The following is a 16,487-nucleotide window of genomic DNA, read 5'->3' as shown; positions in this document are numbered from 1 at the left end:
GGATTTCTACTGCGGAGACGAGGGGATTTGAACCCCTGGTCCCCGTGAGGGGACTCCACCTTAGCAGGGTGGTGCACTCGGCCGGACTATGCGACGTCTCCAGGCATCCGCTCCGTGAAGATCGGATGCACCTTGCAAGCATAACGGGTTACCGCGGCAGTCACGAATCGCCGTACCGATCGTTGAGCGAGGCCCGCGAAGCGGCCCGAGACGAAACGTGGCAGGTTCCGCAGAACGGGTCGCGACGTTTCGTCTCAGTCGACTGCGTCGTCTTCGCTCAACGACCGGGGTCGCGTCAGGCTGCGCCGGAGCTCGACTCCCGCACCACGAGTTCGGGCTGGAACCGCACGCGGCGGTCGTGCTCGACCCCGTCGAGCTCTTTCAACAGCAGGTCGACCCCGGTCCAGCCGAGCAGCCTGGCCGGCTGGCGCACCGAGCTCAGCGGCACGACGGTGGCGGAGGCGAAGTCGATGTCGTCATATCCGACCATCGCGATGTCGTGGGGCACGCGGATGCCGGAGCCGAAGCTGAAAGCCTGCAGCAGCCCGACGGCGAGCAGGTCGTTCGCGGCGAAGACGGCATCCGGACGCGACTCTGCCGGACGCGCCGCGATCGCTTCGCCCGCCGCCCGCCCCTGGAGAACGGAGAGAGCGGACTGCTCGACGATCTCGAGCGTCACATCGGGGTGGGCCGCGACCGCCGCCTGCACTCCGCGAAGACGATCGGCGACCTGCTGCACCGATTGCGGCCCGCCGACGAAGGCCAGACGACGACGCCCGGATGCGAGCAGGTGCTCGGCCGCGAGACGGCCACCCTCGACGTCGTCGACCGAGACCGACGGCAGAAGCCCCTCCTCGACCTCACGGTCGACGAGGATCACCGGCATCCCCCCGGCGGCGAAACGATGCACGGCCGAGAGATCCTCGGAGGCGGGGGTCAGCAGCACGCCGTTGACCCGCTGTTCCTGGAAGAGCTCGAGATGCGCCAGCTGACGCTCGTCTCGTTCATCGCTGTTGCCGAGCAGCACGGTCATCCCGGCATCCGCTGCTCTGTCTTCCGCTCCCCTGACCACCTCGGCGAAGAACGGGTTGCCGATGTCGGGCACCACGAGGCCGATGCTGCGGCTGCGACCGGCGCGCAACTGCCTGGCAGCGTCGTTGCGCACGAAGCCGAGCTCCTGGATCGCCCGCTGCACGCGTTCGACCGTCTTGGCTGACACGCGCTCCGGCTGATTGAGGACATTCGAGACGGTGCCGACCGAGACGCCGGCCGCAGCCGCGACGTCCTTCACCCCTACCGCCATCGCCTGCCTCCGTCTGTTCGCGCGTGCGCCAACGACTACCTTCTCATTCCGTGCGGTGCACTCCGCGCCTGCGACGCGCGGGCACGGCGACGACGGCGAGCGCCGCACAGCCGATCCCGGCGATGAACAGCGGCGCGAGCGCCCAGGTCACGACGCCGGTGAAGACCGCGGCGGCCGCGATGTAGGCGGCGCCTGCGGCATCCGCTCGGATGGCTGCCGGCACCTCGCGGACCGCTGCGCGCCACCCCTGCTGAGGAGACCAGGCACCCGCGGCCATCAGGATCGCGACGGCGAGAACGAGAAGCCCGGCCCAGCCGACGACCGCGATGACCTCGCCCCCGGGCAACGCACCAGACCCGGCCAGCACGACGTCGAGCGTGAGCACTCCCGCGATCAGCGCCGCCGCAACACCGACCACGAGCGAGGGCAGGATGCCGGCACGCACGTCATCCCAGAAGAGACCTGCCCTCGAATCCTCCGCGGCGACGAAGCGACGCAGATGACGGATGCCGGCGGCGAGCGCGATCGGCAGGGTGACGACGCCGAGGGCCACGACGGTCATCATCAGACCGATCGTGAGCACCTCGCCGAACAGACCGAACTTGGCGGTCGCCCCGGGGTTGACGCCCGGTTCGATGCCGGAGACCGTCGGGCCGGCGCCCGAGCGCGCCTCGCGCTTCGCCGCACGGTGCTCCCGGCGGTCTCCGCTGATGACCGACATGGCTATCCCTTCAGACCCTGCGTCGCCACACCGTCGACGAGGAAGCGCTGGAACACCACGAAGAAGAGCAGCACCGGCAACAGCGCCACGAACGAGGCCGTGACCGTGGCCCCGTAGTCCGACGTCGACGACTGGTCGTTGTACAGACGCAGCGCGATGGGCAGCGGATAGTTCTCGGGGCTCGTCAGGTAGAGCAGCGGCCCGAGGAAGTCGTTCCACGCCCAGATGAACGAGAAGATCGCGCAGGTGATCAGGGCGGGCTTGATCAGCGGCAGGATGATCGCCCAGAAGATCCGGAAGTGACCGGCGCCGTCGATGCGTGCCGCTTCGTCCATGTCGCGCGGCATCTGGCGGATGAACTGCACGAGCAGGAAGACGAAGAACGCCTCGGTGGCCAGGAACTTCGGCAGGATCAGCGGGATGAAGGTGTCGACCCATCCGAGCTGATTGAAGATGATGTACTGCGGGATGATCACGACGTGGAACGGCAGCAGCAGTGTGCCGATCATCGCGGCGAACAGCACCCCGAGCCCCTTGAACTGCACCCGGGCGAACGCGTAGGCGGCGAGAGCCGACGAGAGCACGGTGCCGACCACGGCGGATGCCGCGAGGATCAGCGAGTTCAGGAAGAAGCGCCACATCGGCACTCCGGCGATGCCCTCCATGACCTTGCCGTAGTTCTCGATCGTCGGCGCCTGCGGGAACAGACCGGGGTTCTGACCGAACTCGGAGTTCGGCTTGAACGTCGACAGGAACAGCCACAGCAGCGGGTAGAGCACGACCGCGGTCAGCACGAGAAGGCCGACGAACCAGATGACGGTCTGCCAGGTCTTGCGCTTCACGCGCCGGCGAGGCGAGGGGGCGGATGCCGTGACGACGGCTTCTGTGATGCTCATTTGTCGTCTCCCGAGTAGTGCACCCACGACCGCTGGGTGCGGAACAGGATGAAGGCGATGATCGCGACGACGATCAGCAGGACCCACGCGATCGCTGCCGCGTAGCCCATCTGTCCGTCGGAGAATCCTCGCTTGTACAGGTACACGGTGATGAAGTTCGTCATGCCGGCGGGTCCGCCGGTGCCGTTGGAGATGATGTACGCCGAGGCGAACACCTGGAAGGCGCCGATCAGACCCAGCAGCAGGTTGAAGAACATCACCGGGGAGAGCATCGGGATGGTGACGGCGCGGAAGCGGCGGTAGGCGTTGGCCCCGTCCATCTCGGCCGCCTCGTACAGCTCCTTCGGAATCTGCTTGAGACCGGCGAGGAAGATCACCATCGTGGCCCCGAACTGCCAGACGGCGAGCAGGATCATCATCGGGAGCACGAGGCTCGGGTTTCCGATCCACCCTCCGAGGTCGACGCCGAAGACCTGCAGACCGCTGTCGACCGGACCGTCGGACGAGAACATCGCGCGCCACACGATCGCGACCGACACGGAGCCGCCGATGAGCGACGGAGCGTAGAAGGCCGAGCGGAAGAAGCCGGCGCCCTTGTCGCGATAGTTCAGGAGCATCGCGACGCCGAGCGCCGCGGCGAGGGTGATCGGGGTGCCGATGAACACGTAGACCAGGGTGATCTGCGCCGACTGGATGAAGTTCGGGTCGCTCGTGAAGAGACGGATGTAGTTGTCCAGCCCGATCCACTTGGGCGGCTGGAAGATGTTGTACTTCGTGAAGGAGAGGTACAGAGAGTAGATCATCGGCACGGCGGTCAGGCCGAAGAAGCCGATGAGCCAGGGGGTGAGGAACGCATACCCCGTCGCGGTCTCGCGGCGCAGACGTGCGCGCTGACCCGGTCGTGCCAGTTCCTTCTCGGGGCGTCGGCCGCTGCGCAGCGTTCGTCCTCGTCCGGACTTCTCGTCCGTGACGATCGTCCTCGTCGCCGTCGTGCTCATGACAGCTCCTTCCGAAGTGTGGGGGGTGCGGTGGGCCGGGTGGATATCCCCCGGCCCACCGACGGAATCACTGGTTGAGGACGACGTCCATCTCGGAGAAGAACTGCGTCACGGCCTCGTCGACCGTCGTCGTGCCGAAGTTGAGCTCGGTGCCCAGCACGCGGAACTTCTCCTCGAGGGTGCCGTAGCCGACGATCGGCACGGGCGGGGCGTCGCCGAGGCGGTCGGCGATCGACTCCTCGTAGTCCTTGACGATCTGGCTCATCGGGTCGAGCTCAGCTGCCTCGAGAGCGGTCTCGGAGGCGGGGAGACCACGGTTGGTTCCGAAGATCTCGCCGGACTCGGGCGAGTTGACCAGGAAGTTGACGAGCGTCGCGGCCGCCTCCGGGTGCTCGGTCTTGGCCGAGATCGTGTGCAGCATCGACGGCTTCAGGTAGAGGTCCTTCTCGCCCTCCTTCGTCACGGGCGGGGCGACGAGGCCCAGCTCGGTGTAGCTCTCGCCGAGGTTGGCGAGGTAGCCCGCACCGAAGTTGTCCCACGTCATCTCGCTGGCGTTCTTCGCCGCGTCGAATGCCGTGAGCGGGTTGAGCTCCTCGACGACCTGCTGCGGCACCACGACGCCGTCGCGGATGTCATCGCCGGACTCCCAGAACTCCTTGAGGCGGTCCTCGTCGAAGCCGGGGGTGCCGTCTTCGTCGAACAGGTTCTTGCCCTCGCTGCGCAGCTGCAGCTCGAAGTTCTGGATGCGGCCGGTCCAGTCGGACCCGCCCCAGAACTCGCCTGCGCCCGCCTCGGTGACCTCATCCATCCAGTCGTCGTAGTCCTCCCAGTCGCCTCCGGCGAACTCCTCGACACCCGCGGTCTCGAGCAGCGTCGGGTTCGTGAAGACACCCCAGGCGTTGGTCGACGTGGCGATGCCGTAGGTCGTGTCGTCGACCACGCCGATGCTGAGGATGTTCTCGGGCAGCGGGTCGGTCTCGATGACGGATCCGAGGTAGGGCTCGAGGTCGAGCAGCAGTCCGTTCTCGGAGTACTGACGAAGGTAGGAGTAGTCGAACTGCATGACGTCGGGGAGACCGCCACCGGCCGCCTCGGTCTGACGCTTCTCCCAGAACTCCGGGAATCCGAGGAAGGTCGCGTTGACCGTGATGTTCGGGTACTCCTCGTTGAACGCCTCGATCGCCTGGTTGTAGAGGTCGGCGCGGACGTCGTTGCCCCAGAAGGCGAGGTCGAGGGTGACCTTCTCGTCGGGGTCGTAGGTGGGCTCGCCCTCAGGGCTGCCGCCGCCGGCGCAGCCGGCGAGTACCAGCGCTGCGCTGGTGGCGACGGCCGCTGCGGCCGCCAGACGCTTCTTGCTGAACATCGTTGTCCTCTCTGGTGAACGTCCTCGTTCGGCAATGCCGCGGAACGCCTGTGTCCATGTGGTGCGGGGAGCGATCTCCATAGTGCGGGGAAAACGCTTACCTGCACGCTAATCCAGATTGAAACGTTTCGCAACCGGCAATTCGCGACGACGATTACATCGATTACCGCGGGATCTTCCAGTCTTTCACGACGAGGTTCCCGGCCTCGACCTCGAGACCCAACCGATATACCGCCGCGCGCCTCCGCTCACCCGTCGCGGCGTGCACCGGTGCTGCCTCCGCGGTGGCGAAGAAGTAGAACCAGAGGTCGTCTCCGCGGTGCACCTGAGCGCCGTGATTGCCGTGCCCTCCCCCGGGAGCATGGGCGAGGATGACGGCATCCTCACCACCCTGACGGGCCCACCGGATGCCGTCTTCGGAGCGGTACACGCCCATCCCGCGCCATTCGTCGACGATCATCCACCAGAATCCGCCGAGGTCGAAGACCGTCGGCCCCTCATGGGGACGTCCGCCGATCGCGACGCCGTCGAGACGCCAGTCGTCGAGGTCGACGGATGACGCGACCATCGTGACCGAGTCCGCCGCCTCGTCCTTGTACCAGAGGCGCCACCGTCCGTCGGGGGTGCGCGCGACCGCTGCGTCGATGACCCGATCGCTGCTCAACGCGAGCGGACCGCGTCGTTCCCAACGACGGAGGTCATCTGAGAGGTACTCGACGATCGAGCGCGCGAAACCGGGCCAGCGATCGGGGATGCCGTCGATCTCGGTGAGGTACATGCGCCAGCGCTCACCGTCCCAGACGACCTCGGGCGCCCAGTGGGTGCGGTCGACCTCGCGGGGCGGTGGCCCGGGCACGAGACCGAGGCCGGATGCCGCCGGCTCCAGAGTGCCGTCGTAGCGCCAGTCCACTCCGTCTTCCGAGGTCGCGACGCCGATGCGACTTCCGTGGATCCACGAGACCCCCGGCCCGGCGTCCTCGAGGCTCGCCCGGCGCTGTGTGTAGAACATCCACCACAGTCCGTCCGCGTCGATCACGACTCTCGGGTCGGTGACGCCGTCGTAGACGGGGTCGCGATAGAGCTCTCTCATCGGCGCAGATCGGTGACCGGGCTCGCGAAACCGGCGCGGTGGGTGGGGTGTGCGGCCAGGATCTCGGGAGTGATCACGGCGCCGTCAGCCGCGGCCGAAGCGTAGATCCCCGCCACGATCTCGAGCGAACGAGCAGGCGCGTCCGCGGTCGCCGGCAGCGGCCCGCCGTCGAGCAGAGCGTCGAAGACGTCACGCAGCAGCGGTTCGTGATCGCTGCGCTCCTCGGCATCCGGGAATCCCCACCCCTCGGCCTCGGATTCGAAGCCCGGCGCCGCGGTGATCCGCCAGTTCTCGTGGCCGTGCCCGTAGACATGATCGACCGTGATCGTGGCCTTCTGCGTGTCGATGCGGATCGAGCTCGTCTCTCGGGGCGACACCGCGCTGGTGATCAGCTGAGCGACCACGCCCCGGTCGAACACGATCGTCGCGGTCGAGACGTCCTCGGTTTCGGTCTCGCGGTCGAGGCGCCAGAGCCTGCCCTGCACCGACGACCAGTCGCCCAGCAGGTGCGCGAGCAGGTCGATCTGATGGATGCCGTGACCGAGCGTCGTGCCACCGCCCTCGGTCGCCCATTTGCCGCGCCACGGCACCGCGAAGTAGTCGGCGTCGCGGAACCAGAGCGTCTGACACACGGCGACCAGGGGGCGTCCGAGCGCGCCGCTCTGCAGCAGCGAGCGCACGTGTGCGGCGGCCGTTCCGGTGCGCTGCTGGAAGACGACCGCAAGCTGTCTGCCCGCGGCATCGGCGGCGGCCCGCATGTCGTCGAGCTCATCGAGCGACGGCGCCGGCGGCTTCTCGACGACCACGTGCGCACCCGATGCGAAAGCGGCGAGCGACTGCTCACGGTGTGGAGCCGGCGGCGTGCAGATGAGCACGACGTCGGGCTGCTCGGCGGCGAGCATCTCGTCGAGGTCACCGTAGGCGGCAGCGATGCCGTATCTGCCGGCGAACTCCTGGGCCTTCCCGAGGCTGAGATCGGCGACGGCGACGAGCTCTGCGCGCGGGTACGCGGCGACGGCGCGGGCGTGCGAGTTGGCCACGGCTCCGGTGCCCACCAGGGCAGCGCGAAGTCTCTTGTCTGACGTCATGGGTCCTCCTCAGGACGGAGAGTCGGGGTCATCTCATGCCGTTCTGCACCAGGTGCAACCGAGCGTATCGCCCGTCTGCGGCGAGCAGCTCGTCGTGCGAACCCTGCTCGACGATGCGTCCGCGTTCGAGCACGACGATGCGGTCGGCCTGGCGGATCGTCGACAGGCGGTGCGCGACCACGAGCGTCGTGCGACCGCGCATGAGCCTTTCGAGCGCCTCCTTGACGAGCCCTTCGGACTCGGGGTCGAGGGCGCTCGTCGCCTCATCGAGCAGCAGGATCCGCGGGTCGCGCACGAGGGCGCGGGCGATCGCCAGCCGCTGCCGCTGACCACCCGAGAGGCGCGCGCCTCGCTCGCCGACGACGGTGTGCCACCCCTGCGGCTGCTCGTTCACGAACTCCCACGCGTTGGCGTCTCGCAGAGCCCGTTCCACCCGATCCGGCGTGACATCCGGCATGCCGTAGGCGATGTTGTCGAAGACCGAACCCTCGAACAGCACCGACTCCTGAGGGACGACCGAGATCGATCGGCGCACTGTCCGCAGGTCGAGCTCCTGCATGTCCTGACCGTCGAGCCTGATGCGACCGCTCGTGGGTCGGACGAACCCGAGCACGAGGTTGAGGAGCGTCGACTTCCCCGATCCCGACGAGCCGACGAACGCGACCGTCTCGCCGGGAGCGATGCGCAGATCGATCTCGAACAGGGCGTCATCGTCGGCATCCGCATACCGGTGGCTCGCCGCATCCAGCACGATCTCGCCCGCCACCGTCGAGACCATGCGCTTGCCGGAGTTCTGCTCGACGTCGGGCTCCTGCAGCACCTCGGCGATCGAGCGCACCGACTCGAGGCCGCGCGCTCCGACCGGAATGAGCATCAGCAGCTGGGTGAGCCCACCGGTCAACAGGGTGAAGTAGCTCGAGAGCATCACGACCTCGCCGGGCGTGATCGGCAGGAAGCCGGTGAGCGCGCACACGGCCGCGAGCATGAGGCAGGCGACACCGAGCAGCTGCATCGCCACCCACGAGATCGACGCCACTCTGCCGTTCAGCAGGTCGAGGTCGAGGCCCGCTTTGCGGACTCCGTCTGCACCGCCCGCGACACGGCTGATCGCCGTCTCCTCGAGTCCGTGAGCGCGGGTAACCGGGATCAGCGACGCCATCTCGCCGACCCGGGCAGACAGCGTCTCGATCTCGCGACGGAAGACCTCGTTGCGACTCTGCGAGCGATTGCGCATGCCATAGCGGATGCCGATGGCGATCGGCACGGCGAGGGCGTAGACGGGAAGGAACTGCGGCACCGTGATCGCCGTCATCCCGAGTGCACCGAGCATCACCATCGTCGATGACAGCAGCGGATGCGTGACCTGCTGCAGCATCAGCTCGACGTTCTCGACGTCGCGCACGACCTTCGTCTGCACGATCGACGAGCTCATCCGCGTGTGATATCCGATCGAGAGACTCTGCAGTCGGGCAGTGAGGGCGTTGCGCAGGTCGGCGCCGAGGTCTCGCACCACGGTCATGAAGTTGCGCGTGTAGATGATGTGGTTGGGGTAGTTCTGCAGCAGGAGCACCGCGGCGAGCGCGAACCACCACAGCACCTCGGTCACCTCGCCGTCGCTCGCCACCACGTCGATGATCGCCGCGGTGATCACCGGCAGGAACCAGAGCGGAATCTCCTTGATCGCGAACGCGGTGATCGCGAAGGTCAGCCGCCAGGGCCGGCGGGCGATGAGGCGCAGCACAGAGCGAGTCGGGTGATTCCCATCGATGAGCGCGGTCGGGTGGGAAAGCGCTTTCTGTGCCATGGTCCTATCGTAGAGTCACCGCACCTCTCACGGAAGCGCGACCCCCGAATCGGCAGGAGCACACATGACCTTCGACGCAGCATTCGACTGGGCGCGCCGTCACGTGCAGGCGGAACACCTGCCGACAGCGGTGCTCGGCATGGCGACCGCCGACGGGATCGTCGACCTCGAGGGATTCGGGGCAGCGACCGATGCCGTGTACCCGCTGTTCTCGATCACCAAGGTGCTCACCGGCATCACCGCGACGAGAGCCATCGAGCGCGGTCTGCTCACACCGAACACTCCCCTCACTGATGCGCTGCCCGATTTCGGATCGTCCCGCGATGACATCGTGCGACTCCGGCACCTCGCATCGCACACCTCCGGGATCTCCGAGCCCGCCCTCGACACGGCTCTGCCGCTGCGCCAGGAGCTGCTCACGAGAGGGCGGGACTTCGCTGCGGGAACGGCTTCGCGCTACTCGACGATCGCTTTCGAGGGCATCGCCGCGCTGATCGAACACGCGACCGACACGACCTGGGATGCCGGGACTCTCGAGTGGGCCCACCGCATCGGCGCGATCGGACTGACCCTCGACACCGCGCAGTCGGTCGGCGTCCCCGATGCCGCGGCGGGCGGGCTCGACCTCGACCGGTTCCACGCGACGCGAGCGCCCGGCGCGGGGATGCTGGGTCGCGCAGAGGACCTGCTCCATCTCGGCGCCGAACTGCTGCGCATCGGCCGCGGCGAGCGCGACGGCATCCTGTCTCCCGCCGGCCTGGCGATGATGCTGCGCCCGCTGACCGGCGACATCCCCCGCCTCGACCCTTACCCCGACGGGCGCGGGCAGGACTGGGGGTTCACGTTCAACCTGCGCTCGCGGGCGCCCGGGCTCGTCGACCGCGACGTCTACGGCCACGGCGGCTGGGCCGGCACCGAGTTCTGGGTGCACCCCGGCGCAGGGATCTGCTGGGTGCTGCTCACGAACGCGGCGGTGCGCCCCGGCGTCGACGCCGACGAGCTCGACAACGCGATCGTCGCGGCCCTGTAGCCGCCGACCTTCACTTGACACGGCCATCGGCTCTGACTAGTGTTGAGACACTGAATGAAACGATTCAAAACCTCGATGAAGAGAGAACGCCCATGACCCGCGTCGCGTTCCAGTTGCAGGTGCGTCCTGAACTGCTCGACGAATACCTCGCCCGTCACTCCCCCGTCTGGCCCGAGATGCTGGCCGAGATCGCGGCCGCAGGCCGACGCAACTACTCGCTGTTCCTGGCGGAGGGCGGCACGCTCGTCGGCTACTACGAGACCGACGACGATGCCGCAGCGCAGGCCTACCTCGCCGCATCCTCCGTCGCCGCGCGCTGGGAGGCCGAGATGGGGCGCTTCTTCGTCGATCTCGAGGGCCGCCCCGACCAGGCAGCCACCGCGCTCACCGAGGTGTTCCACCTCGAAGACCAGCTCGCCCACGCCGGCGGCTCCCCCGAACCCGACACCGACAACCGCAACGACACCGAAGGCAGCGCCTCATGAGCATCCTCTCGTCCGACAACCTCGCCGCTCTCGAGCAGCAGGGCATCGAACTCCCCAGCTGGGCGTTCGGCAACTCCGGCACCCGGTTCAAGGTGTTCGGCACGCCCGGCACGCCGCGCGACCCGTGGGAGAAGATCGCGGATGCCGCGCAGGTCAACAAGTACACCGCGCTCGCCCCCTCGGTGGCTCTGCACATCCCGTGGGACCTCGTCGACTCGTTCTCCGACCTCCGCAAGCACGCCGAAGACCTCGGCGTCACCCTCGGCACGGTCAACTCGAACACATTCCAGGACGACGACTACAAGTTCGGAGCCCTGACCCATGAGGACCCGACGATCCGTCAGAAGGCGATCGACCACCACCTCGCCTGCATCGATGTGATGGATGCCACAGGCAGCCGCGACCTGAAGATCTGGCTCGCCGAGGGCTCGAACTACCCGGGCCAGGCAGACCTGCGCGGCCGTCAGGACCGCCTCCAGGAGTCGCTCCAGCAGATCTACGCGCGCCTCGGCGACGACCAGCGCCTCGTGCTCGAGTACAAGTTCTTCGAGCCGGCTTTCTACCACACCGATGTTCCCGACTGGGGCACGTCGTACGCCCAGGTCTCGTCGCTCGGCGACAAGGCCATGGTGTGCCTCGACACCGGCCACCACGCCCCCGGCACGAACATCGAGTTCATCGTCATGCAGCTGCTGCGCCTGGGCAAGCTCGGCTCGTTCGACTTCAACTCGCGCTTCTACGCCGACGACGACCTCATCGTCGGCGCGGCCGACCCGTTCCAGCTGTTCCGCATCCTGTTCGAGGTCGTCCGCGGCGGCGGCCTGAACAACCCCGACGTGGCGTTCATGCTCGATCAGTGCCACAACGTCGAAGACAAGATCCCCGGTCAGATCCGCTCGGTGCTCAACGTGCAGGAGATGACGGCCCGCGCACTGATCGTCGACCGCGATGCGCTGACCGCCGCGCAGAAGTCGGGCGACGTGCTGGCCGCCAACGCCGTGTTCATGGACGCGTTCTACACCGATGTGCGCCCGGCCCTGGCCGAGTGGCGCGAGTCGCGCGGACTCGCCGCCGACCCGATGAAGGCCTACGCCGAGTCGGGCTACCAGCAGAAGATCGCTGCCGACCGCGTCGGCGGCGTGCAGGCCGGCTGGGGCGCCTGAGCGCGCATCCTGACTCGTCGGGGTGCGGGAGCCGATCCCCGCGCCCCGACGTCCCATCGACAGAACGGATGACGCTGTGAGAGACCAGGTGCTCGACGGTCCGCATGGACCGTTGCGCGTGCGCGTGTACGAGCCGGAGAACCCCGCGGGGCCCGGGCTGGTCTGGGTGCACGGCGGCGGATTCGCCGCGGGCGAGATCGACATGCCCGAAGCCGACTGGGTCGCACGGAGCTTCGCCGATCGCGGCATCGTCGTGGTCTCGGTGGACTACGCCCTCGCTCCGTTCCCTCGTGTCTGGGCCGCTGCGGCGGACGCACCCGAACGCGAAGGCGTGCACTACCCCGTCGCCTCCGACGAAGTGGAGCACGCGTTCCGATGGGCAGTCGCCTCCGATCTCGCGGAAGGCCCGTGGTCGATCGGCGGTGCGAGTGCCGGCGGCAACCTCGCGACCGGTGCGGCACTCCGTCTCAGCCATGGCGCAGGCCCTTTCGCGGCACTCGCAGTGCTCGCCTACCCGACGCTGCATGCCGTGCAGGGCGCACCGGATGCTGCACATCGCGCCGCACTCGATGCCGACCCCGAGGCAGACACCTTCGGCCCCGAGGCCGTGCGTGGAATGTATGAGAACTATCTCGGAGGCCCGGTCTCGGCTGCCGAGGTCTACGCCGTTCCGGGAACGGCATCCCCCGCTCAGCTCTCGCACTTCCCCGCCACGATCATGATCAACGGCGAGGTCGACGAGCTCCGCGTCTCGGGCGAGGCGTTCGGCGCCTTGCTGCGCGACGCCGGCATCGCCCTCGACATCTCCACCGAGCCCGGCACCCGCCACGGCCACCTCAACCAGCCAGAACTCGCGGCGGCGACCGCATCGATCGATCGCTTCGCCGCCCGCATCCTCGCCACGTCTCCCGAGCACAAGGAACAGCCATGACCAACCCCACCGCCGCCGCCCTCATCGAGCGGTCGAACCGCCTGGGCGCCGACCCCAAGAACACCAACTACGCGGGCGGCAACACGTCGGCCAAGGGCACCGAGACCGACCCGGTCACGGGCCAGCCGGTCGAGCTGATGTGGGTCAAGGGATCGGGCGGAGACCTGGGGACCCTCACGGAGCAGGGCCTGGCTGTGCTGCGCCTCGACCGCATGCGCGCGCTCGTCGACGTCTACCCCGGCCTCGACCGAGAAGACGAGATGTTCGCCGCGTTCGACTACTGCCTGCACGGCAAGGGCGGCGCCGCCCCGTCGATCGACACCGCGATGCACGGCCTCGTCGATGCCGCACACGTCGACCACCTGCACCCCGACTCGGGCATCGCGATCGCCACCGCCGCCGACGGCGAAGAGCTGACCGCGAAGATCTTCGGCGACAAGGTCGTGTGGGTGCCGTGGCGTCGCCCGGGCTTCCAGCTCGGACTCGACATCGCCGCGATCAAGGAGAAGAACCCGCAGGCGATCGGCACGATCCTCGGTGGACACGGCATCACGGCCTGGGGTGACACGTCGGAGGAGGCCGAGGCCAACTCGCTGTGGATCATCGACACCGCCGCCGCCTACATCGAGGCCAACGGCAAGGCCGACCCGTTCGGCGGTGTCCGTGCCGGCTTCGAGGCCCTCCCCGAAGCTGAGCGCCGTGAGCGCGCCGCCGCCCTCGCCGGCACCATCCGCGGCATCGCGTCGACCGACAAGCCGATGGTCGGCCACTTCACCGACTCCGACGTCGTGCTCGACTTCCTCGCCTCCGACCGGGCCCCCGAGCTCGCCGCTCTCGGCACCAGCTGCCCCGACCACTTCCTGCGCACCAAGGTCAAGCCTCTGATCCTCGACCTGCCCGTCACCGCATCCCTCGACGAGCAGATCGCCCGCCTGCACGAGCTGCACACCGAGTACCGCGCCGACTATCAGGCCTACTACGACGCGCACGCGACGGCTGAGTCTCCGGCGATCCGCGGCGCCGACCCGCTCATCGTGCTCGTTCCCGGTATCGGCATGTTCTCGTACGGGGCGAACAAGCAGACCGCCCGCGTCGCCGGCGAGTTCTACGTCAACGCGATCAACGTCATGCGCGGGGCCGAGGCGCTGTCGACCTACTCCCCCATCTCCGACGCCGAGAAGTTCGACATCGAGTACTGGGCGCTCGAAGAGGCGAAGCTGCAGCGCATGCCGAAGCCTAAGTCGCACCAGGGCCGCATCGCGTTCGTCACCGGGGCTGCCAGCGGCATCGGCAAGGCCATCGCCACCCGCCTCGCGGCCGAGGGCGCCTGCGTCGTCATCGCCGACCTCGACCTCGAGAAGGCCCAGGCCGCCGCGGCCGAGCTCGGCAACACCGACGTCGCTATCGGCGTCGCGGCGAACGTCGCCGACGCCGATGCGATCCAGGCCGCGCTGAACGACGCCGTGCTCGCGTTCGGCGGCGTCGACCTCGTCGTCAACAACGCCGGACTCTCGCTCTCGAAGCCGCTGCTCGAGACCACCGAGAAGGACTGGGACCTGCAGCACGACGTCATGGCCAAGGGCTCGTTCCTCGTGTCGAAGGCGGCAGCCCGCGTGCTGATCGACCAGAAGCTCGGCGGAGACATCATCTACATCTCGTCGAAGAACTCCGTCTTCGCCGGCCCGAACAACATCGCGTACTCGGCGACCAAGGCCGACCAGGCCCACCAGGTGCGACTGCTGGCCGTCGAGCTCGGCGAGTTCGGCATCCGCGTCAACGGCATCAACCCCGACGGCGTCGTGCGCGGCTCTGGCATCTTCGCCTCGGGCTGGGGTGCGAACCGCGCCGCGACCTACGGCGTCGCCGAGGAGGACCTCGGTCAGTTCTACGCCAACCGCACGATCCTCAAGCGCGAGGTCGTTCCCGAGAACGTCGCGGATGCCGTCTATGTGCTGACGGGCCCCGAGCTCAGCCGCACGACCGGTCTGCACATCCCGGTCGACTCCGGCGTCGCCGCGGCGTTCCTGCGATGACTGTCCGCGCCGTCGCCGCCGTCGACCTCGGGGCGACCAGCGGTCGCGTCATGATCGGGCGGATCGGCGACGGCCGGCTCGACCTCGAGCTCGTCTCACGGTTCCCGAACGGGCCCGTCGAGCGCGAGGACGGACTGCACTGGGACTTCGGCGCTCTCTACGAGCACGTCATCGAGGGCCTCGCCGAGGCCGTTCGTCGCGAACCGGGCATCGAGAGCATCGGCATCGATTCGTGGGCCGTCGACTACGGCCTCGTGAAGGACGGCGAGCTTCTCGCTGAGCCGTTCCACTATCGCGACGACCGCACCGTGCGCGGCGTCGCGGAGGTGCACGCCGAGGCGCCTTTCGCCGAGCTGTATCAGCGCAACGGGCTGCAGTTCCTGCCGTTCAACACGCTCTATCAGTACCGCGTCGACGCGCGTCTCGCCGACGCCGACGCGGCGCTGCTGATCCCCGACCTCATCGCCTTCCTGCTCACCGGAACGTCCGTCGCCGAACGCACGAATGCCTCGACCACCGGACTGCTCGGCGTCGAATCGGGCGAGTGGGACAGCGAGCTGGCCGAGCGCCTCGGCATCCCGTCGAGCATCCTGCCGACGCTCGTCGATCCGGGCGAGACGATCGGCACCCTGCGACCCGAGCTCGCTGAACGCGTCGGCAAGGAGCTGCCCGTGATCGCGGTCGGCTCGCACGACACGGCATCCGCCGTCGTCGCCGCTCCGCTGTCGACCCCGCACTCCGCGTACATCTCGTGCGGCACCTGGGGATTGGTCGGCGTCGAGCTGACCGAACCGGTGCTGACGGATGCTGCGCGCGGGGCCAACTTCACGCACGAGCTCGGCGTCGACGGACGCTACCGGTTCCTGCACAACGTCACCGGGCTCTGGCTGCTCAGCGAGACCGTGCGCGCGTGGGAGACGGAAGACGGAACGTCGATCGACCTGTCCGAGCTGCTGACTGCGGCATCCGCGGTCACGGGCGACGTGCCGATCTTCGACGCCAACGACTCATCGCTCAGCGCACCGGGAGACATGCCCGCGCGCATCACGGCGCTGCTCGGGTCAGAAGCGCCGTCATCGAGGCCCGCGTTCGCACGGTCGATCGTCGAGTCGATCGCCACAGCATTCGCGGGTGCCGTGCAGACGGCATCCGATCTGTCAGGGCGCGAGCTCGACAGCATCCACCTGGTCGGAGGCGGCTCGCTGAACCGCCTGCTGTGCCAGGCGACGGCCGATCGCACCGGTCTTCCCGTGCTCGCGGGCCCCGTCGAGGCGACCGCTCTCGGCAACGTGCTCGTGCAGGCGCGCGCTCTGGGCGCCGCTCCCGACTCCCTCGAGGAGCTGCGAGCACTCGTCGCCGCGACCCACGAGCCCGAGCGCTTCGACCCGCGCTGACCCTCTCGCACCTCTCGGGCGGCTGACGCCACTGTGCGCAGTCGGCTGCCCGGATCACGGATGGATGCCGAGAACACCCTTTCTCGGCATCCATCCGTGCTTCGGCGCGCACGTGTGTCGCGCGGGACACTCGCAGGACGGGCGGAGAGCTGCGTCCTACCCCCGGACACACGAAAAGGGCGCCGGGC

The 16,487-nt window shown here is 68.2% G+C and carries 14 protein-coding genes and 1 tRNA gene; 6 read left to right on the top strand and 9 right to left on the bottom strand.

Translation table 11 applies throughout. The features are described 5' to 3' along the window. Positions 1–12: 12 nt before the first annotated feature. The 9 genes from AC04ME_RS04435 to AC04ME_RS04395 form a co-directional block, all read right to left on the bottom strand. Positions 13–101: transfer RNA gene (locus tag AC04ME_RS04435), tRNA-Ser, on the bottom strand. 194 nt (positions 102–295) lie between these two features. Further along, positions 296–1,303, bottom strand: coding sequence for a LacI family DNA-binding transcriptional regulator (locus AC04ME_RS04430; RefSeq protein WP_309694128.1), 1,008 nt, complete (start codon positions 1,301–1,303; stop codon positions 296–298). 43 nt (positions 1,304–1,346) lie between these two features. Then, a complete protein-coding gene (locus AC04ME_RS04425) occupies positions 1,347–2,024 on the bottom strand; it encodes a hypothetical protein (protein ID WP_311879821.1) in 678 nt (225 codons plus the stop codon). A gap of 2 nt (positions 2,025–2,026) precedes the next feature. Beyond that, positions 2,027–2,920 carry a carbohydrate ABC transporter permease gene (locus AC04ME_RS04420; protein ID WP_042537055.1) on the bottom strand — a complete coding sequence of 298 codons (894 nt, stop codon included), beginning with the start codon at positions 2,918–2,920 and terminating at the stop codon, positions 2,027–2,029. Next, on the bottom strand, positions 2,917–3,918 hold the full coding sequence (locus AC04ME_RS04415; protein WP_042537052.1) for a carbohydrate ABC transporter permease: 1,002 nt from the start codon (positions 3,916–3,918) through the stop codon (positions 2,917–2,919). The genes AC04ME_RS04420 and AC04ME_RS04415 overlap by 4 nt, the downstream gene beginning before the upstream one ends. A 67-nt stretch (positions 3,919–3,985) precedes the next feature. Further along, positions 3,986–5,281: an ABC transporter substrate-binding protein gene (locus AC04ME_RS04410; RefSeq protein WP_309694119.1), complete on the bottom strand. Its 1,296-nt coding sequence runs from the start codon at positions 5,279–5,281 to the stop codon at positions 3,986–3,988. Between the two features lie 163 nt (positions 5,282–5,444). After that, positions 5,445–6,371, bottom strand: coding sequence for a glycoside hydrolase family protein (locus AC04ME_RS04405; protein ID WP_042537048.1), 927 nt, complete (start codon positions 6,369–6,371; stop codon positions 5,445–5,447). After that, positions 6,368–7,459, bottom strand: a complete 1,092-nt coding sequence (locus AC04ME_RS04400; RefSeq protein WP_311879824.1) for a Gfo/Idh/MocA family protein — start codon at positions 7,457–7,459, stop codon at positions 6,368–6,370. The genes AC04ME_RS04405 and AC04ME_RS04400 overlap by 4 nt, the downstream gene beginning before the upstream one ends. Before the next feature lie 28 nt (positions 7,460–7,487). Next, positions 7,488–9,263 (bottom strand): ABC transporter ATP-binding protein, encoded by a 1,776-nt coding sequence (locus tag AC04ME_RS04395; RefSeq protein ID WP_367822579.1) that lies wholly within the window; start codon positions 9,261–9,263, stop codon positions 7,488–7,490. 64 nt (positions 9,264–9,327) lie between these two features. Between AC04ME_RS04395 and AC04ME_RS04390 the strand changes: the two genes are divergently transcribed. The 6 genes from AC04ME_RS04390 (at position 9,328) to AC04ME_RS04365 (ending at position 16,299) form a co-directional block, all read left to right on the top strand. After that, positions 9,328–10,293 carry a serine hydrolase domain-containing protein gene (locus AC04ME_RS04390; RefSeq protein WP_475123423.1) on the top strand — a complete coding sequence of 322 codons (966 nt, stop codon included), beginning with the start codon at positions 9,328–9,330 and terminating at the stop codon, positions 10,291–10,293. 92 nt (positions 10,294–10,385) lie between these two features. Next, positions 10,386–10,778 (top strand): L-rhamnose mutarotase, encoded by a 393-nt coding sequence (locus AC04ME_RS04385; protein WP_475123422.1) that lies wholly within the window; start codon positions 10,386–10,388, stop codon positions 10,776–10,778. Continuing rightward, the gene (rhaI, locus tag AC04ME_RS04380) at positions 10,775–11,941 is read left to right on the top strand and encodes an L-rhamnose isomerase (RefSeq protein WP_042537037.1); all 1,167 of its coding nucleotides are present in this window, start codon (positions 10,775–10,777) and stop codon (positions 11,939–11,941) included. The genes AC04ME_RS04385 and rhaI overlap by 4 nt, the downstream gene beginning before the upstream one ends. A 76-nt stretch (positions 11,942–12,017) precedes the next feature. Beyond that, positions 12,018–12,872, top strand: coding sequence for an alpha/beta hydrolase (locus tag AC04ME_RS04375; RefSeq protein WP_475433720.1), 855 nt, complete (start codon positions 12,018–12,020; stop codon positions 12,870–12,872). Beyond that, on the top strand, positions 12,869–14,905 hold the full coding sequence (locus AC04ME_RS04370; protein ID WP_475433718.1) for a bifunctional aldolase/short-chain dehydrogenase: 2,037 nt from the start codon (positions 12,869–12,871) through the stop codon (positions 14,903–14,905). The genes AC04ME_RS04375 and AC04ME_RS04370 overlap by 4 nt, the downstream gene beginning before the upstream one ends. Further along, complete coding sequence (locus AC04ME_RS04365) at positions 14,902–16,299, top strand: rhamnulokinase (RefSeq protein WP_475433716.1); 1,398 nt, start codon at positions 14,902–14,904, stop codon at positions 16,297–16,299. Before AC04ME_RS04370 ends, AC04ME_RS04365 begins: the two co-directional genes overlap by 4 nt. Positions 16,300–16,487 lie beyond the last annotated feature (188 nt).

This window comes from Microbacterium sp. LjRoot205 (genome assembly GCF_056175745.1).
This window is presented reverse-complemented; position numbering and strand designations above follow the sequence as displayed.